Below are 16920 nucleotides of genomic sequence, written 5' to 3'. Positions count from 1 at the left end.
CACACTAACACTGCTACCCTTGACCACGGAGGCTCCTTCGCTAGAACGGTTAGGTTTAAGGCACCACCCATTCTGCCTAGAAGCCTCTCGTCATACCAACCCATCCATCAAAACAACAAACACGGTCCACTCCTAGTGCGGCGTATGTTTTATCCGCACGGCGTGTTATCATGACCGTTTGTATGTCCTTATAGCAAACGTCGTTTGGAGTAAATGTGGCAAACATTAAGTCGCAGAAGAAGCGCGTGCTCACCAATGAGAAGGCGCACATCCGCAACGTGGCCGTCAAGTCGGCCCTGAAGACCGCCATCCGCGCTACCCGCGAGGCCATCGCCTCCGGTGACAAGGCCGCTGCGGAAGCCGCCTACAAGGTCGCTGCCCAGAAGCTCGACAAGGCTGCCGGCGCTGGCGTGATCCACAAGAACCAGGCCGCGAACCGCAAGTCCGGTCTGGCTGTCGCGATCAACGCGATGTGATCATAACCCGTTAGGGTTCGAACAATCCCCGTGCACCATCATGGTTCGCGGGGATTTTTCGTATCTGCCGAACGATCATTGCAATCCGCTTACCGCCGCTCGTCCCGATCCTCACGTTCCGAGTCGCGCTCCCCCGCCTCCGGGTGGATCACCGGACGCGGCAGATACTTCGACTGGCTCGGCAGGAACAGTTCGCGCCGCTTCATCGCCCCGGGGAACGTGATGTCGAACTTGACCGACAGCAGTCGCAACGCCACGACAATCACCACGATCGCGCTGTCGAGAATGACTTCACCGGTGAAATCGACGATCCCGCTCTGCGCGCCCTTCATGACGAGCACGGTCAGGATGCATCCGACCGCGGAAGGGATCGCATACCAGTGCTTGTCGCGGATGACGAGCGGAATGTCGTTGAGCAGCATGTCGCGCACGAGGCCACCGCCGAGCGCAGTAAACATGCCCAGGAACGCGGCGGTCATGCCGGATGTGCCCATGAGCATCGCCTTGGATGTGCCGTTGACGGCGAACAGGCCGACAGAAAGCGCATCGAGGGTGAGCATCGACCATTTGAGCTTGTCGACTTCGGGATGGAAGACGGCCACGGCCAGACCGGAGGCCAGTGCGGTGAGCACGAATCCCCGGTCCGCGATGCCGACCGGAGGCAGCGAGCCAAGCATCACGTCGCGGATGATGCCGCCGCCGAGCGCGGTCAGCCATGCGGTGATCACCATCGCGAACAGGTCGTAGTTCTTCTTGACCGCGCACAGACCACCCATGAGTCCGGAGCAGAAGATCGCCAGATATTCGATCCCCATGAAGAACGCATTGCTCTCCAACGCCACTTCCATGAGCCGCTCCCCTCGTAACGTCACGCGTTCGGCAACCCATCGGTGCCGTAACGAGGGTACACCACGGTCTTGTCCCGCGATCCGCTCTCCCGCCGACTGTCGGATCGTCACTGCTGGTTGAGGATCCACGCCACCAAGAGGGCACCGCCGGCGAGGATGTCCACCACCGCGGCCCCGGCGAAGGCGATGAGTAGGATCGGAGCGCCGCGGTCCTCCTTCACCCATGCGTCGGACGAGTCGAACGGATCGTAGAGCACAGTCACACGATCGCCCTCATGCAGACTGCACGGACGTGACCACGTGCCGGATTCGATGCTGTATTCGCGGCCGGCGACCGTGTAGGAGAACACCGGCGACCATAACGTGCCGTCATTGTCGGAGGTTTCGAGCACTTCGCTCACAACGCCGTCGACTTTGGCGGTGCAGCGCTCGTGGTGGTCGTCCCTTTCACGAAACGCCCTGATGCAGGGGATCAGGATGAGCAGCCCGACGATTATCGGAGCGAGCGCGGGGATCAGCATGATCGGATCCCCCAACGAAACGGAACTATCCGATTCCGCGACCACATGGACCGTACGAGCCGCATCGACCCCCTCGGACACCGTTATCCCGAACATCGCGGCCACCACGGCCGCACCAGCGCCAACCGTTTCGATCATGGTTCGATTATCCCAGCGCGACCGCGCCGGCACACGAATTCAACATGAACCCGCGGTGAACTCTTGCGGCAGGATTGCACGACGGTATCGAAGATATCGCGCAGCACCGTGCAATATGGGCGAGAATACGAACGTGCGATCGTGGGCGCGTTGCTTCGATTGGATGCGATCGTGCACTGCGCCGGTTTCGATATCGCGGGTTCGGCGGAATGCACGCCGATGGAGTTGGTACGCCGACAGTTCGAGGTCAATTACTTCGGCATAGTACGGGTCAACGAGATCACGTTGCCGTCGCCCAAGCCATCGCTTCGACGATCGCCCGCCGCAATCCCCGGTCCGCCTCGCCGTCGGCGGCACATACTAGGCGCTCATGCAGCTCAAGCGCCTCCTCCCCGACCGCGCGGTCGAGCTCATCATGCGGCGCATTTATATGAAGTGATGCCCTCATAACAGCATTCGTCTAGGATCGGCGCCTCCTATGGACATTTCGCGACAACTGTCCTCATCGCGCCCGCCTTGGTACAGGCGTTCAAAAAGTACATCCCCGCCGACTACGTGGGCCTGACCAGCCTCGGCGTGAGCATCCTGCTCGGCGTCATCGCTATCGCCGCCACCAACGGCTTCCACAGCTACGGCTGGGGCATCGTCCTCACCGGCGTCATCGGCGTCGCGCAAGCCGTCTACACCTTGGTGAACCAAGCGTTCAGCGGCAAGCTCAGCAAAGACAGTGAAGCCAAATAAAAACAAGGAGTTAAGCCCGTCTCGTGTTGTGCGCGAGACGGGCTTAACTTGTGCGAGAGCCCCCCGAAAGGCTATTCAGCGCCCATTCCAAACCCCTTGTTCACCGGTTCGTCGGGTTGTGGCTTTCTTCGGCGGGTTGGCGGAATTGGACCGATGCCGGTGTTTTTCGGAAAATGGGCCGGCGTTGTTAGTTCCATCCTCCGACGAGTTCGAGGCAGCAGTGGCCCGTTACCGAGTGTCCTCGGTAGGTGCCGACCAGTTGGCTTGCGCCTTCGTATTTGCGCCCTGAGGGGTTCGGCGAAGCGATTTCCTGTTCGTCCATGATGGATGTGACGGTGAGTTTCGCTTCCCATTCAGGGATGGAGATGGTCCATCCGGTTGGGTATTTCATGCCGGTCACAGGACTTTCCCACACGTTGAAGGAGTCGCCGACCATCGGATCCACGCCGGCGGAAGATTGGGTGCCGTCCTCGTGCAGGACGCTGGCCCAGCAATGTTCGCTGCCCGTGGCCAGTTCGGTTACGCCCCATAGGCTGATCACGTCGGGATCGTTGTCGAAGCAGAGGTTCATCCACAGCCATTTGCAGTTGTATCCGTCCTTGAGGCTTCTGCCTTTGGGCATGCCGGCGAACTGACGGTCCATCCATACCATCCCCTCCACCTCGTGGCGCTGGCCGTCGAGAGTGATGACGCCTTTGGCGGCCATATGCGGGAACGAGTATTGGTAGTTGGCCACTCCGGCGATCTGGAAGTAGCCGGTACCGAGACTGTAGAGTGGGTATCCGGTGCCGTGCAGGTCGAGGTAGATGGATCTGTCCGGCATGGCCGATGCGATGCGCATGCTGTCGAGGTCGCCTTCGATGACGTCCTTGTCGGTGTGGATGTGCAGTCCCTGGCCTGCGACCTGTCCTCGCCTGACCTTGTAAAAGCGGTCTTCGTGACGGTAGATGCGTCCGGTCTCATCGGTGATGGACAGCACGCTGTTGATCATGCGCACCGGCAGGTATTTGGAGAACTGCAGGACGCTGACATGGTACATGAAGTCAAGGGTGTGGCCGCCCGTCTCGAAATGACCGACCCAGAACCATGAGTTGCCGACTTTGTCGGTGCGTATGAATGTGTCTTGGATGGGATCCACCAGCGGTTCGGTGCCGTGGTGGAAGGTACGGATGTTGTGGGTCAGCGAGTTATTCGTGGTGTTCATCATGTCTCGTTTCGTTTTGGTTCCGTGTCTGTTGATACGTTGTCGTTTCGGTCACTGTCCGACGAGAGTCCGTTTCGTCGTGCCTCGGCGCGTTCGAGTCGCCAGAAGCGCTGTGACGAGGGCGGCCGCGAGGATGACCGCGATGGTGGCGAATGCCAGCGTCGAGCCGAGTATGGATTGCGCGTGTTCGGTGGCGGTGGGCGCGAGGGTGGTGGACAGCGCGGAGATGGATACGATGAGGGCTGTGCCCATCGAGGAGGCGATCTGTCCGACGGTGTTGGTCACGCTTTGCGCGTGCCCGATGTTTTCGTTGTCGAGTGCGTTGATGCCCCAAGTGTTCACCGGGGTCATGGCGAACATGAGTCCCGCGTAGAGCACGGTATAGGCGCATGCCGTGAGGATGACCGAGGCGTCCGCGCCGAGCAGAGCCATAAGCACGCCGCCGATGGTCATGACCGTCAGGCCGGGCAGGGCGACCTTGCGGATGCCGTATTTGTCGAACAGGCGGCCCGAGACGATACCGCAGCATGCGCCGATGAGGGCGCCGGGAAGCATGGCGAGCCCGCTGGCGGTAGCGGATGCACCGAGCACGGTCTGGATGAACATCGGCACCATGACGTTGCAGCCCATGAGGGCGGCCTGCATGCACGCCACGATGATCACCGAATGCGCATAGGTGCGGTTGGCGAGGATGCCGACGCGCAGCATCGGCTCCTTCGCCTTGAGCTGTCGACGCACGAACACGGCGACGAGCAGCACGCCGATGACGATCAGCAGGACGGTGAGCACCATGTTGCCGGTGGACGTGAACGTGGACAGACCGTACAGCAGGCATGCCAGACCGATCGAGGAAAGCAGCACGGAGACGGGGTCGAACGCGCCCGGCTGGAAGCCGTCGAAGTTGCGCAGGTAGACGGCGGCCAACGCGATGACGATCAGCGAGACGACCGCCATGATGACGAACAGCGTGCGCCAGCCGAACGAATCGATGATCACGCCGGAGACGGACGGGCCGAGCGCCGGCGCGAAGCCGACGACGAGTCCTGTGATGCCCATTGCCGTGCCTCGGCTTTCCTTGGGGAACACGAGCAGGATCACCGCGGTGACCATCGGCATGATCGCGCCGGTGCACAGGGCCTGCAGCACCCGGCCGACCATGAGCAGGGGGAATGTCGACGCGAATGCGGCGACGAGACTGCCGGCCGCGAACAATGAGATGCATCCAATGAACAGTCTGCGGGTGGAGAAGCGCCCCATGAGGAACGCTGCGAGCGGGATGACCATCGCCTCGACCAGAGAATAGCCGCTGGACAGCCACTGAACGGTGGTGGAATCCACCCCGAGGTCCTTCATGATGGACGGCAGCGCCGGCGTGACCACCGACATGTTGAGCACGGCCAGCAATGTGCCCATGAGCAGCACGATGACCATGATCCATTGTTTTCTGTTGATGCCAAGTTTCACAATAACACTCCGATAAACAATAGTTGTTGATTATTCGACGAGCATCAATTATTATCGAAACACAACGGATGGCAACCACCGATATGCGACATTCTTCGCTTATGCGACGATTCGCCTGAATCGTCGCATAACACGCGACTTACAAGCCGATGCGGGAATGACGCCGCCGACAAACGAAAGGGGACATGGTGACCGATCTGCGCATCGTCAAGACCCGCAAGGCGATCCGCGAGGCGTTCCTACGCCTGCGGGCATCGGGAGTTCCGGTCTCGAAGGTCAAAGTCAAGGACATCTGCGACCTTGCTCTCGTCAACCCGAGCACGTTCTACAAGCATTACCTCGACGTCTACGACCTGAACGACAAACTCGAGGACGAGACTATCGACGCAATGCTGGAGCATTACCCCGCCAAGGACAAGATCCTGTCCGATCCACTCGCGTTCCTCAACGGCTGGAGGCCGGCCATCGACAGCCAGATCGACGATCTGCGCATCCTGTTCGCAGACCGTCCCGAAGCCATGTTCCGCAAAATCGAAGCGACGCTCGTCGAACGGTATTCCGCCCAAGCGGCGAACGAGCACGAGCGCATCGCCGCCGTCTTCTCCATAGCCGGTGCGCTCCACTCACTCGGACTACTCAAGCTGGAGGGCGGGCAAAGCGACGACGAGATCATCGCGGCGGTCGCCGAGAACCTCAACGCCATCGCCGCTCGGATCCCCGACGGACGATAACGAACAACCCCTATACGAATCAACAGCATCATCACACGGATACTCTCAATCATCTAGTCAATCATCATGGAACAGATAACAGAACATCATCATCCCATCCCATCGTCGGCATCGCGATTCGCCGCATCGATACTGACCGCGCTGGTCTTCGTCGTCGCGCTGAATCTGCGAGCCCCGCTCACATCCGTCGGCCCGCTGCTGCCTCGAATAGGAGCGTCCGAACATCTCAACGCGACGATGCAGGGCCTGCTCGGCTCGTTGCCCATCCTCGCGTTCGCCGTCGTCTCCCCGATGGTGCACCGGGCCGCCGAACGCCTCGGCATCGAACGCACCGTGCTGGCCGCAATGGCGTTCCTGACGCTCGGCATCGTGATCCGTTCGGCATGTGGCACCATCGGATTATGGGCCGGCACGCTCGTCATCGGTTGCTCGATCGCGGTGGGCAACGTTCTGGTGCCGGCCATAGTCAAACGCGATTACCCCGGTCACACATCACTTGCCACCGGCATATACTCCGCATGCATGACCGGCATGGCCGCGTTCGCCTCGGCCGCGACATTGCCCCTGTCCGATGCAATCGGGTGGCAGGGCACGCTCGGCATCTGGGCCATTCCCGCCGGAATCGTCACGCTGCTGTGGCTATGGCGTTCACGGGCGAATGCGCAAAGGACCCCAGCTGCGAAGACCGCCGCCGATGCGCAGCCCCGCAGCCGACAGAGTACGGCATCGGAGACCCGACTCCGCGTCTCCATGTGGAAAAGGCCGGAGGCATGGGCCGTCACCCTGTTCATGGGGCTGCAATCTGTGAACTATTACGTGTGCGTCACTTGGCTGCCCACCATCGAGGTCTCCTTCGGCGTGCCCGCCGACCGGACCGGCTGGCATCTGGCGGTCTTCCAGCTCGTCGGTATCGTCATGGGACTGCTCATCCCCGTGCTGCTGAAGGGCGACAGCCAGGTCGCCGCCGTTGTCGTCGCCAGCGTGCCATTGGCCATCGGTACGCTCGGACTGGCATTCGCACCGCGGCTCGATCTGCTGTGGATCATCGTCGCCAGCATCGGCTCGGGATGCTCTCTGGTCGTGGCACTCTCATTGATCGGATTGAAGACCTCGACCACCGAGGAGACGACGCAACTGTCGGGCATGGCTCAATGCGTCGGATACCTGCTCGCCGCAGTCGGCCCCACGTTGGCCGGAACGATCTACGACATCACCTCGGGATGGCGGACGGTGCTCATCATGCTGGCCATACTAGCCGTCGCACAGACCGCCATCGACATCATCATCGGACGGAATAAGGAAGCGGGGCGATGACCATGCTCGGCGAAACAACCTACGACGCAATGGTACTAGCCAGGTCGGTGGGCTACTATCGCAATCGGCGGCTGATCCTTGCCGACATAAACCTCACCATTGCCACCGGCGGACGATGGGTGCTGTTCGGACCGAACGGAGTGGGAAAATCCACACTGCTGGAAATGATCGCGATGCGCACCTACCCCAACGTCGGCGAACTGCGCGTCTTCGGGGACCGAACAGTCGCGGGCTCGGATCCGGAGCGCCGTCGCACCCGCGTGGCCATCGTCTCGGCGGCGTTCGGGCACAACATCGGGTCGGGAATGAACCCGCTCACGGTCGTCGCCTCGGGGATTCCAAGAGGAACGAAGGATTCGGCTGACGAGGCATACGAGAAGGCGTACGAGATGATGCGCCGGCTCGGCATCGCATATCTGATCGGCAAACAGTGGCGCAACCTGTCCGAAGGCGAACGCACGAGGGTGATGATCTCCCGCGCGCTCGTCTCGCCGGCGGATCTCCTAATCTTCGATGAACCGACCACCGGCCTTGATCTGGGTGGCCGTGAAACGGTATTGCGAGAACTATCGGCGCTGGCCTCGCGAGGGGACGAGCGCACGATGCTGCTCGTCACGCATCAAGTGGAGGACATCCCCGCCGGATTCGACCATATCGCGATGATGGGCCGAATGACGGAACACGAGTGCATGACATACCTCGACACGCATCCGCGCATCTACGCCACACTTGACGGCAACACGACACCGGGAACCATCACATTCACCGGACCACTTGACGAAGGACTTACCGACAAACGTCTCGAATCGATGTTCGGCGTCCCGTTACACGTAGAGCGAACCGGGCAGCGATGGAGAGCCTCGCACCGGCTGCGTTTCGCATGAGCGGTCCGAATGAACGCCTCGTCGCCGGTTCTAGTGCTCCTCAGTCATTATGTCGCATTCGACTGGGGAGCACTGGAACCGATGCGGACACCACCGGGACACAGCGACCGCGGAAAACAACGAAATCAGCAGCAATCAGCGAAATCAGTGGCAATCAACGAATCTGGCGAGGGTAACGGAACCGGCATCATTGCAACGAAAACGCAACTAACGAAGCTCGCGGAAACCAGCTGAGTATTTGAGTTTTGCCATTATTCCAAACAGCATCATCCCCCGGCTCAGCTCATGTACGCGCCGCCGTTGACGTCGATGCCCTGACCGGTGATGTAGCGCGCGTCGTCGCTGGCGAGGAACGCGATCACGCCGGCGACATCGTCTGTTTCGCCGAGCCGGCCGAGCGGGATGCCGGCCGCCGTGTAGCCGGTGCCGGCGGTCATCGCCGTGTTGATCACGCCCGGGCAGACGGCGTTCGCGCGGATGCCGTATTGGCCGAGGATCTTCGCATAGCTGCGCGTGGCCGTCAGCAGTCCTCCCTTGGATGCGGCGTAGCTGACCGACGAGGCGATGCCGCCGACGCGCGCGGCCAGAGAGGCGATGTTCACGATCGCTCCAGAGCGCTGCGGCTTCATGGTTTTGATCGCCTCGCGCACGCACAGGTGGGCGCCACGCAGGTTGATGTTCATGCACCAGTCCCATTGGTCGGCGTCGAGATCCTCGATCGGCGTGGTCGGGCAGATGCCGGCGCCGTTGACCAGGATGTCCAGTCTCGGAAACAGTTCGCCGACGCGTGCGAACAGCGCCTCGATGCTGTGCGGCTTGGACACGTCGACCTTGATGCCGTACGCCTCGCAGCCGTAACGTTCGGCGAGCACCGCGGCACTTCTCTCCGCCTGTTCACCGTTGAGGTCGGCCAGGATCACGCCGGCTAATCCTTCCGCGGCCATCCGTTCGGCCGCCGCGTAGCTGATGCCGCGCGCGCCGCCCGTCACCACTGCATACTTGCCGGCGAATCGTCCTCCCGTCGGAGTGTCTCCGGCCATGTCGTTCGTCATTGAATCGTCCATCATCGAACCTCCTTGCTGCGAATGCAGCCAAGTATAGGCACGATGGCCGGTCCGACTTGCGCAGTCCCGTTCAGGGATAGAGAGAACTTTCACAAGTGGGCAAATACGGATGCGAGAACCCGTAAGTGGGTATTTCTCAACCATTATGCCCCTCAAATCGGAGCTTTTTGGTATCCAAATACCCACTTACGGATTTTCGTGTCCGTATTTACCCACTTTCCACGTGCAAACGGGCGAAAGAGGGACGAATACGGACATGTACGGCTCACACAACATGCCGCGGTCATTCAAGACTGTCGGTGACGAGTGTGGCAAAGGCGCCGTTGCGGTCGAGCAGCTGCTGGTAAGTGCCGGTTTCGCTGATGCGGCCGTGATCGAGGACGACGATCTGGTCCATGTTGGTCAGAACGCGCGGCCGGTGGCTGATGACGATCACGGTGACACCGGCAGGACGGTTGGCGATCAGGTCGTGGTAGATCGCAGCCTCGGCGGTCGCGTCGACCGCGGCGGTCGGCTCGTCCAATACCCATAGCGGCTTGCCGGACAGGAACGTGCGCGCCAACGCAAGGCGCTGCCATTGGCCGCCCGACAGGCCCAGGCCGCCCCATTCCTGACCGAGCTGCGCGTCGAGCCCGTTCGGCAGCGCATCCACGATGTCGAGCGCGCGGGCGCGATGCAGGCCGTCGCGCAGTTCGCTATCCATGTGGCGGCCTGCGGGGTCGATGAACTCGCGCACGGTCACTTCGATGTGCGTGAAGTCCTGGAACACCATGCTCGATGCGCCCAGTCGTTCCGTCCATGCATCTAGGGAACGCTCGCCACCAGGCTCCTCCGAGGTCAAGCCAACGGTGCCATCCGGCGCGTCGAGTATGCCGGCGATGAGCTTGACGAGCGTGGTTTTGCCGGACCCGTTCTCGCCCACCAGCGCGACGATCGATCCCGGTGCGACGTCCAGCGATACATCGTTCAACGCCGGAGTCTGGGCGGCCGAGGTCGGCTTAGTCTTCTCACTTTCCACATCGCCGTTACCGCCCGATTCGTCGTCGCTCTTCGCGACGGTCGGATATGCGTATGTCAGGTGCTCCACACGCACGCCAACCGGCCCCTCCGTCTCGGGGATCGCGGGATTCGCGTGAAGCAGATCCATGAGCCGGTCGTAGGCAAGGATCATCGGCGTGGACGCCATCAGGTTGCCGAACGCCTCGCCCGTGGTGCGCGTCACCGACAGTCCCGTCATGATGCCGACCAGGGCCGCCGGAATGCTCGTGGCCGCCGCATGGCCGGATGTCAGGATCAGCCAGAACGCGCCGCCGGTCAACAGCGCGAACGCCAACGAGCTCGCCACGGTCAGCTGCACCCTGCGCCATGAGACGCGTTCCCACATGCCGGCCATGGTGAAATACCTGACTCGTGCTTGCGCCGGAATGCCGAACGAGCCGGCCGTGGCCGCGATTTCCGTACTCGACGGCGGATAATCCAGCAACCGTTCGAAGTAGTTCGCACGACGTGACTCCTTGCCGCGCTTCGGCCATAGTTCGTTCGCCAGTTTTTCCACGCCGAACTGTGCCAGCAATTCGGGGATCATCGCCACCGCGATCATGACCGCCGCCAACGGATGCATGTGCCACAGAGATCCGGCCAGCATGATCATCGATATCAACGCGCCCACTACCGACGTGGCGTCCGCGGCCTGCGAGGCCACATTGTACGGGATGGCGTCACGCGCCGCACGCACTTGTGCGGTCACCTCGTCGTCCAAGGTCTGTGCCGGCGTCAGGTTGGCCAGCGCATCGGTCAGATCGGACTGGTATTCGGCCATCAACGGCTCCTGCAACAGGTCGCGCATGTCCTGCGCCAACGACGACGATACCGACATGAGCACCGCGCCCACCGTCAACACCACCAGAATCAACGCGAACCGGCCCGCGCCAAGCGCCGACCCCATGCCGAGACCGTCCGGGCCGCACGCCCAGCCGATCATCCACACCTGCAACGACGGCATCGCCATCATTACCAGCATCGACAGCCACATCACCACCGTACGTACCGGACGCTTGCGCAACGCATACGCGCTCGTACGCCACGACGTCACCATCGCGTCACGAAACGGCCTCAGCCGGCCGACCTGATCCTTCTTCTCACTCTTGTTCTCAAACACAGTAGGACAGCATAGAAAGTCAACGTTAAAAAAATTACGACCAACCGTCATCGTGAGAACAGTCGTCATTCTCAATACGACAAGATCCCCGCGAACAATGCCGTTCGCGGGGATCTTCAGTTAATCAATACCGAGAATCGGTCTCAGCAAACCTTCCACATCCAGTTGTGCGGATCGTCGATCTCGCCGAGCTGGATGCCGAGCAGCTCGTTGCGCAGCGCGACGGTCAGCTCACCGGAGCCGCCGTCGGCGACGGTCACATCGAACTTCTCGGACTTGAAGCGACCGATCGGGGTGATGATGGCGGCGGTACCGCAAGCGAACACCTCGGTGACCTCGCCGGACTTGATGTCCTCGAGCAGCTGGTCGAGCGCGATCATCGTCTCGACAACGTCATGGCCCTTGTCCTGCAGCAGCTGGATCAGCGAGCGGCGGGTCACGCCCGGCAGGATGTTGCCGGTCAGCGACGGAGTCTCAACATGGCCGTCCTTGTGCACGACCATCATGTTCATGCCGCCAAGCTCCTCAAGATAGGTCTTGGTGGCCGCATCCACGAAGCACACCTGCTGGCAGCCGTTGGCGATGCCCGTGTACTCGCCGAGCAGGGAAGCCGCGTAGTTGCCACCACACTTAGCGAAACCGGTGCCGCCGGGGCCGGTGCGGAACCACTTGTCCTCAACCCAGATGCTCACCGGCTTGACGCCGCCCGGGAAGTACGGGCCGGACGGGGACGCGATCACGCAGTAGTCGACCTCCTGCGGGGCACGCACGCCGAGGAACGGCTCGGAGGCGAACATGAACGGACGCATGTACAGCGTGTACTCACGACGGGACGGCACCCAGTTCACGTCACGCTTGACGAGCGCGGCCACGGAGCCGAGGAAATCGTCGATCGGCAGTTCCGGCAGGTACAGACGCTTGGCGGAGTTCTGGAAACGCTCGGCGTTCGCATCCGGACGGAACAGCCAAGTGGAACCGTCGGCATGGCGGTAGGCCTTGAGGCCTTCGAAGCATTCCTGCGCATAGTGCAGCACGGATGCGCCCGGGTCCATCTTCAGCGGCGCGTACGGTTCGATACGGCGATCGCCCCAGCCTTCGCCCTTGGTCCAGGTCATGTGGGCCATGTTGTCGGAGAAGACCTGCCCGAAAGCCGGCTTGTCGATGAGTTCGTTGCGCTTTGCATCGGAGGCCGGGTTGTCGTTCGGCAGGACGGTGAACGGCTCGGTGAGCTTGTCGAGGGCCGCGGGATCGTGATGGGATTGTTCAGTCATTGCTTACTTCTTTTTATACGATGCCCGCCGCAGCGCTCGTTATGCAGCGTCTGCCACGGCCGGCATGTGATGGTGTATGCAATCGGCGCTTGTGGCACCGGTTCTGGTTGTTACTCTCTCACACACCCGCACCGGCGGGCACGCTGGATTTCACATTATGAATATGGATTGCGCAGGGCATGATACGGGCCACATGAACGCACGAAGGTCCGTACAAGTTCGTCTCGTACGGACCTTCGCGGTATCGATACAGCGTCGATACGGTATCGATTATCTCGGATTATCGAGCGTCAGATGATCGCCTAGTCGGATCACTTGGCGTCCGCGGACGGAGCAGCAGCGGCATCAGCCGGGGCGGCGTCGGCAGCAGCTTCCGGAGCGGCGGTGGACTCGGTGGCATCCTCCGGCACCTCGACGGTGACGACGGACTCCTCGAGGTCATCCATATCGAGCTCGACGCCCTCCGGCAGGACGACGTCCTTGAGCAGGACCTTGGTGCCGTCGGTCATGCCGTCGACGTTCACGACGATCTTCTCCGGCAGGTTGGCGACATCGGCGCGGACCTTGAGCTCCTGCACGTCGACGAACGCGACGGCGACGCCCTTCGGGGTGCCCTCGACGAACACCGGCACCTCGACGTCGATCTTCTCGCCGGCCTTGACCTCGTAGAAGTCAACGTGCTCGACGATGCGCTTGACGGGGTTGCGCTGCACGTCCTTGACGACGGCCAGCTTGGTCTGGTCACCGAACGCGATGGAGAACAGCGCGTTGGTGTGACGCAGGGACAGGGTGGTCTCCTTCATCGGGAGCTTGACGAACACCGGGGCCTCGCCGCCGGCGTAGATGGTCGCCGGGATCTGCTTGGCGACGCGCATACGGCGGGCAGCGCCCTTGCCGAACTCGTCGCGGACTTCGCCCTCGAGCTTGATGGTGGTAGCCATGATTGGTCTCCTTGGTTTGTTACTTGTCGTTCTGTCTGTTTGACGCCACGACGCGTCGCAGAACGCACCAAGGAGGTGAGTCATACGCCGAGTCGATCACGGAAGACTTGGGGACTCTTACGAGACGGTATCTTCCCTCGCCAAAGCAACATGCTTCGGCTCGGTTGGGTCGCGCGGATGCCGCGCTCCCCTCGCCTACAAACAGTCCACCGGACTGTTTGCTTAACGGCTCGGCCTGCCAAAGCAACAGCTCATCAGTATACGCAGCCGCCGGACATACAATGGAAGACAGCGTATTGCCATAGGGAATCGAGGATGCGATGAGGCGGGTTACACGCAATGTTCTGATCGGCGCCGGGGCCGTCGCCGCGGCTGCCGGCATGCTGTACGGGGTGGGCGAGGCCATGTTCCGGTTTACAATCGACACGCGATTCCCCTGGTCGATGATGAAACTCGTCAGGACCGGCAAGGTCAGAGGCGCGGATCTGGAAGGGCCGCACCGGGACGCCGACGAGGAGGCCGAGGCCGCACGATGGTTCGACGAATCGAAACAGCCGGTGGTCGCGTTCAGCGAGGACGGGCTGAGGCTGCACGGATGGCTGCTTGATCCCGATTGCGTTTCTCCGCAACCGCATCTGTACGCGATCTGCATGCACGGCTACACAGGGGCGCCGGCCGAAATGGCGAAATACGCGCACCGGTTCGCACGCCTCGGATTCACGACGCTTGCTCCCGCGATGCGAGGCCATGAGCTGAGCGAGGGGCGGTATACCGGTATGGGCTGGCTGGAGCGGCGTGATCTGATGACGTGGATACGGCTGATCGTCGACAGCGATCCCGACGCGCGGATTCTGCTGAACGGCCTGTCGATGGGCGCGGCGTGCGTGATGATGACGGTTGGCGAGCCCGACCTGCCGCGCAACGTGGTCGCGGCGATCGAGGACTGCGGGTATACGTCCGTATGGGACCAGTTCCTGTTCAACGCGAAGGGACTGTACCGGCTGCCGAACAAATGGCTTGCCGTACCGGTGGTCAGGGCGATGAGCGCCGCATGCCGCCGGACCGCGGGATACAGCTTCACGGAGGCGTCGAGCGTGGCGTCGCTCAGGCACGCTACGGTGCCGATGCTGTTTATCCACGGCGCGGCCGACACCTTCGTCGACCCGTCGTTCCTCGATCGCAATTATCAGGCGTGCGCGAGCCTGCACCGGGATCGGTTGCTCATCACCGGCGCCGGACATGCGATGAGCGCGAGCACGGCCCCGGATATGTACTGGCGCAAGGTCACCGGCTTCGTGCGCGGCGTATTCGGGTTGTAGATACGAAGAGCTGTAGATACGAAGAAAGGGCGGTTTCCTTATTGGAGGAAGACCGCCCTTTCTTGTTGGGCGTGTTACGCGATGAGCTCCTTGACGGCTGCGATGACGGCCTGCAGTCCCGCCTTCGCGTCGCCGAACAGCATCTGCGTGTTGTCCTTGAAGTACAGCTCGTTTTCGATGCCGGCGTAGCCCTTGCCGCGGCCGCGCTTCATGACGACGACGTTCTGTGCCTTGTCGACGTCGAGGATCGGCATGCCCGAGACCGGGGTGCCGGGGCGGCGTGCGGCCGGGTTGGTGACGTCGTTCGCGCCGACGACGAGCGCGACGTTGGCGCTCGGGAACTGCGGGTTGATGTCGTCGAGGTCGACGAGCTCCTCGTAAGGCACGTTTGCTTCGGCGAGCAGCACGTTCATATGGCCGGGCATGCGGCCGGCGACCGGGTGGATCGCATATTCGACCTCGACGCCGTGGCCCTTGAGCAGCTCGCCCAGGTCGGCGAGCTCGCGCTGCGCCTGCGCCTGCGCAAGGCCGAAGCCGGGCACGAAGATGACCTTGTCGGCGTAGACGAGCTGCACGGCCACATCGTCGGAGGAGGTCTCCTTCATGGTGCCTTCGGGGCCTTCCGCGCCGCCGGCCGCATCGGAGCCACCGCCGAATCCGCCGGCGAGCACGCTCATGAGCGGACGGTTCATGGCCTTGCTCATGGCGAGCGACAGGGTCACGCCGGCCGCGCCGACGAGGGCGCCGGCGACGATGAGCGCGATGTTGTTGATCGCGAGGCCGCTCATGGCGACGGCGGTGCCGGTGCACGCGTTGAGCACGGAGATGACGACCGGCATGTCGGCGCCGCCGATCGGGATGACGAACACGAGGCCGTAACCGAGCGCGAACACGGTGGTCAGGATGCACCAGAGCACCGCGTTGGACGGCTGCACGCACAGCATGACGAACGCGATGACGGTAAGTGCGATGAACGCGATGTTCCACACGCCCTTGGCCGGCAGGGTGAGCTTCCTGAGGAACTTGACGCCCTGCAGCTTGCCTGCGGCGACGAGCGATCCGGTGAACGTGACCGAACCGATCATGATGCCGAGTCCCGCGGTGATGAGCACGACGAGGCCGGGACCGGCCGCGTCCTCAGAGTTGAGGATGTCATTGAGCGCGACGAGCGCGGCCGCGCCGCCGCCGACCGTGTTGAACACGGACACGAGCTGCGGCATGTCGGTCATCTTGACCTTTTTGGCGCTCCACACGCCCGCGATCGCGCCAATCGCGATGCCGGCGATGAGCAGCACGACGGCCACGCCGTGCTGGAAGCCGTTGCCGATCTCACCGACGAACAGCACGATGAACGCCATGACGCAGGCCATGACCATACCGGCCGCGGAGATCAGGTTGCCGCGACGTGCGGTCTTCGGCGAGTTCATGAGGTGCAGGCCGATGACGAACATGACGGCGGCCAGCAGGTAGACGAACCATTCGACGACACCGAGCGGCGTGCCCAGCGTCTGTTCCAGCGTACCCATTTACTTGGCCTCCTCGTTCTTGTCGGCGTCCTGCTTCTTGGTCTTGTCGGACTTGAACATCTCGAGCATGCGGTCGGTGACCACGTAGCCGCCGACGACGTTCATCGTGCCCAGCACCGCGGCCAGGAAGATGAACACCCATGCGAGCGGGCTGGTGGCGTGCGCGGCGACGATGACGACGCCGACGATGACGATGCCGTGGATGGAGTTCGCGCCGGACATGAGCGGCGTGTGCAGGGTCGCCGGCACCTTGCCGATGACCTCGACGCCGATGAGCAGCGCCAATACGAACAGGGTGATCGCTACGACGATATCCATGA

At 62.2% G+C, this 16920-nt stretch carries 16 protein-coding genes; 6 read left to right on the top strand and 10 right to left on the bottom strand.

Translation table 11 applies throughout. The annotated features are described in order from the left end of the window. Positions 1–215 precede the first annotated feature (215 nt). A complete protein-coding gene (gene rpsT / locus JS541_RS05765) occupies positions 216–476 on the top strand; it encodes a 30S ribosomal protein S20 (protein WP_214373522.1) in 261 nt (86 codons plus the stop codon). 89 nt (positions 477–565) lie between these two features. Here rpsT and JS541_RS05760 read toward each other — a convergent pair whose 3' ends face one another. Then, entirely contained in the window at positions 566–1324 is a 759-nt protein-coding gene (locus JS541_RS05760; protein WP_214373521.1) for a TRIC cation channel family protein, read from the bottom strand. 107 nt (positions 1325–1431) lie between these two features. Next, on the bottom strand, positions 1432–1983 hold the full coding sequence (locus JS541_RS05755; RefSeq protein WP_214373520.1) for a DUF3592 domain-containing protein: 552 nt from the start codon (positions 1981–1983) through the stop codon (positions 1432–1434). A 465-nt stretch (positions 1984–2448) separates the two neighbouring features. On the opposite strand from JS541_RS05755, the gene JS541_RS05750 reads away from it, so the two are divergent. Beyond that, on the top strand, positions 2449–2724 hold the full coding sequence (locus tag JS541_RS05750) for a hypothetical protein (protein WP_214373534.1): 276 nt from the start codon (positions 2449–2451) through the stop codon (positions 2722–2724). Positions 2725–2911: 187 nt separating this feature from the next. Here JS541_RS05750 and JS541_RS05745 read toward each other — a convergent pair whose 3' ends face one another. Together JS541_RS05745 and JS541_RS05740 are read right to left on the bottom strand one after the other, a co-directional pair. Then, positions 2912–3931, bottom strand: a complete 1020-nt coding sequence (locus JS541_RS05745) for a lipocalin family protein (protein WP_214373519.1) — start codon at positions 3929–3931, stop codon at positions 2912–2914. A 48-nt stretch (positions 3932–3979) separates the two neighbouring features. Further along, the gene (locus tag JS541_RS05740) at positions 3980–5392 is read right to left on the bottom strand and encodes a DHA2 family efflux MFS transporter permease subunit (protein WP_214373518.1); all 1413 of its coding nucleotides are present in this window, start codon (positions 5390–5392) and stop codon (positions 3980–3982) included. 185 nt (positions 5393–5577) lie between these two features. Between JS541_RS05740 and JS541_RS05735 the strand changes: the two genes are divergently transcribed. The 3 genes from JS541_RS05735 to JS541_RS05725 all read left to right on the top strand — a co-directional run bounded on the left by JS541_RS05735 (position 5578) and on the right by JS541_RS05725 (position 8321). After that, complete coding sequence (locus tag JS541_RS05735; protein ID WP_214373517.1) at positions 5578–6123, top strand: hypothetical protein; 546 nt, start codon at positions 5578–5580, stop codon at positions 6121–6123. Between the two features lie 66 nt (positions 6124–6189). After that, the gene (locus JS541_RS05730; RefSeq protein ID WP_214373516.1) at positions 6190–7437 is read left to right on the top strand and encodes an MFS transporter; all 1248 of its coding nucleotides are present in this window, start codon (positions 6190–6192) and stop codon (positions 7435–7437) included. After that, positions 7434–8321 (top strand): ATP-binding cassette domain-containing protein, encoded by an 888-nt coding sequence (locus tag JS541_RS05725; RefSeq protein WP_214373515.1) that lies wholly within the window; start codon positions 7434–7436, stop codon positions 8319–8321. Before JS541_RS05730 ends, JS541_RS05725 begins: the two co-directional genes overlap by 4 nt. A 278-nt stretch (positions 8322–8599) precedes the next feature. Here JS541_RS05725 and JS541_RS05720 read toward each other — a convergent pair whose 3' ends face one another. The 4 genes from JS541_RS05720 to JS541_RS05705 form a co-directional block, all read right to left on the bottom strand. Then, positions 8600–9388 (bottom strand): SDR family NAD(P)-dependent oxidoreductase, encoded by a 789-nt coding sequence (locus tag JS541_RS05720; protein ID WP_214373514.1) that lies wholly within the window; start codon positions 9386–9388, stop codon positions 8600–8602. A gap of 280 nt (positions 9389–9668) precedes the next feature. After that, positions 9669–11543 carry an ABC transporter ATP-binding protein gene (locus tag JS541_RS05715; RefSeq protein ID WP_346428290.1) on the bottom strand — a complete coding sequence of 625 codons (1875 nt, stop codon included), beginning with the start codon at positions 11541–11543 and terminating at the stop codon, positions 9669–9671. Between the two features lie 143 nt (positions 11544–11686). Beyond that, positions 11687–12814, bottom strand: a complete 1128-nt coding sequence (locus JS541_RS05710; RefSeq protein WP_214373513.1) for a branched-chain amino acid aminotransferase — start codon at positions 12812–12814, stop codon at positions 11687–11689. 311 nt (positions 12815–13125) lie between these two features. Further along, positions 13126–13755 carry a 50S ribosomal protein L25/general stress protein Ctc gene (locus JS541_RS05705; protein ID WP_214373512.1) on the bottom strand — a complete coding sequence of 210 codons (630 nt, stop codon included), beginning with the start codon at positions 13753–13755 and terminating at the stop codon, positions 13126–13128. Between the two features lie 320 nt (positions 13756–14075). On the opposite strand from JS541_RS05705, the gene JS541_RS05700 reads away from it, so the two are divergent. Beyond that, positions 14076–15074 carry an alpha/beta hydrolase gene (locus JS541_RS05700; RefSeq protein WP_214373511.1) on the top strand — a complete coding sequence of 333 codons (999 nt, stop codon included), beginning with the start codon at positions 14076–14078 and terminating at the stop codon, positions 15072–15074. A 74-nt stretch (positions 15075–15148) separates the two neighbouring features. On the opposite strand, the gene JS541_RS05695 is transcribed toward JS541_RS05700, so the two are convergent. Then, complete coding sequence (locus tag JS541_RS05695; protein WP_214373510.1) at positions 15149–16600, bottom strand: NAD(P)(+) transhydrogenase (Re/Si-specific) subunit beta; 1452 nt, start codon at positions 16598–16600, stop codon at positions 15149–15151. Then, positions 16601–16918 (bottom strand): NAD(P) transhydrogenase subunit alpha, encoded by a 318-nt coding sequence (locus tag JS541_RS05690; RefSeq protein ID WP_152359064.1) that lies wholly within the window; start codon positions 16916–16918, stop codon positions 16601–16603. Between the last annotated feature and the right edge of the window lie 2 nt (positions 16919–16920).

The sequence above is a fragment of the Bifidobacterium sp. SO1 genome (assembly GCF_018555335.1).
Classification (GTDB): Bacteria; Actinomycetota; Actinomycetes; order Actinomycetales; family Bifidobacteriaceae; genus Bifidobacterium; species Bifidobacterium simiiventris.
The sequence above is the reverse complement of the archived record's forward strand: the minus strand, read 5'-3'. Positions and strand labels throughout refer to the sequence as shown.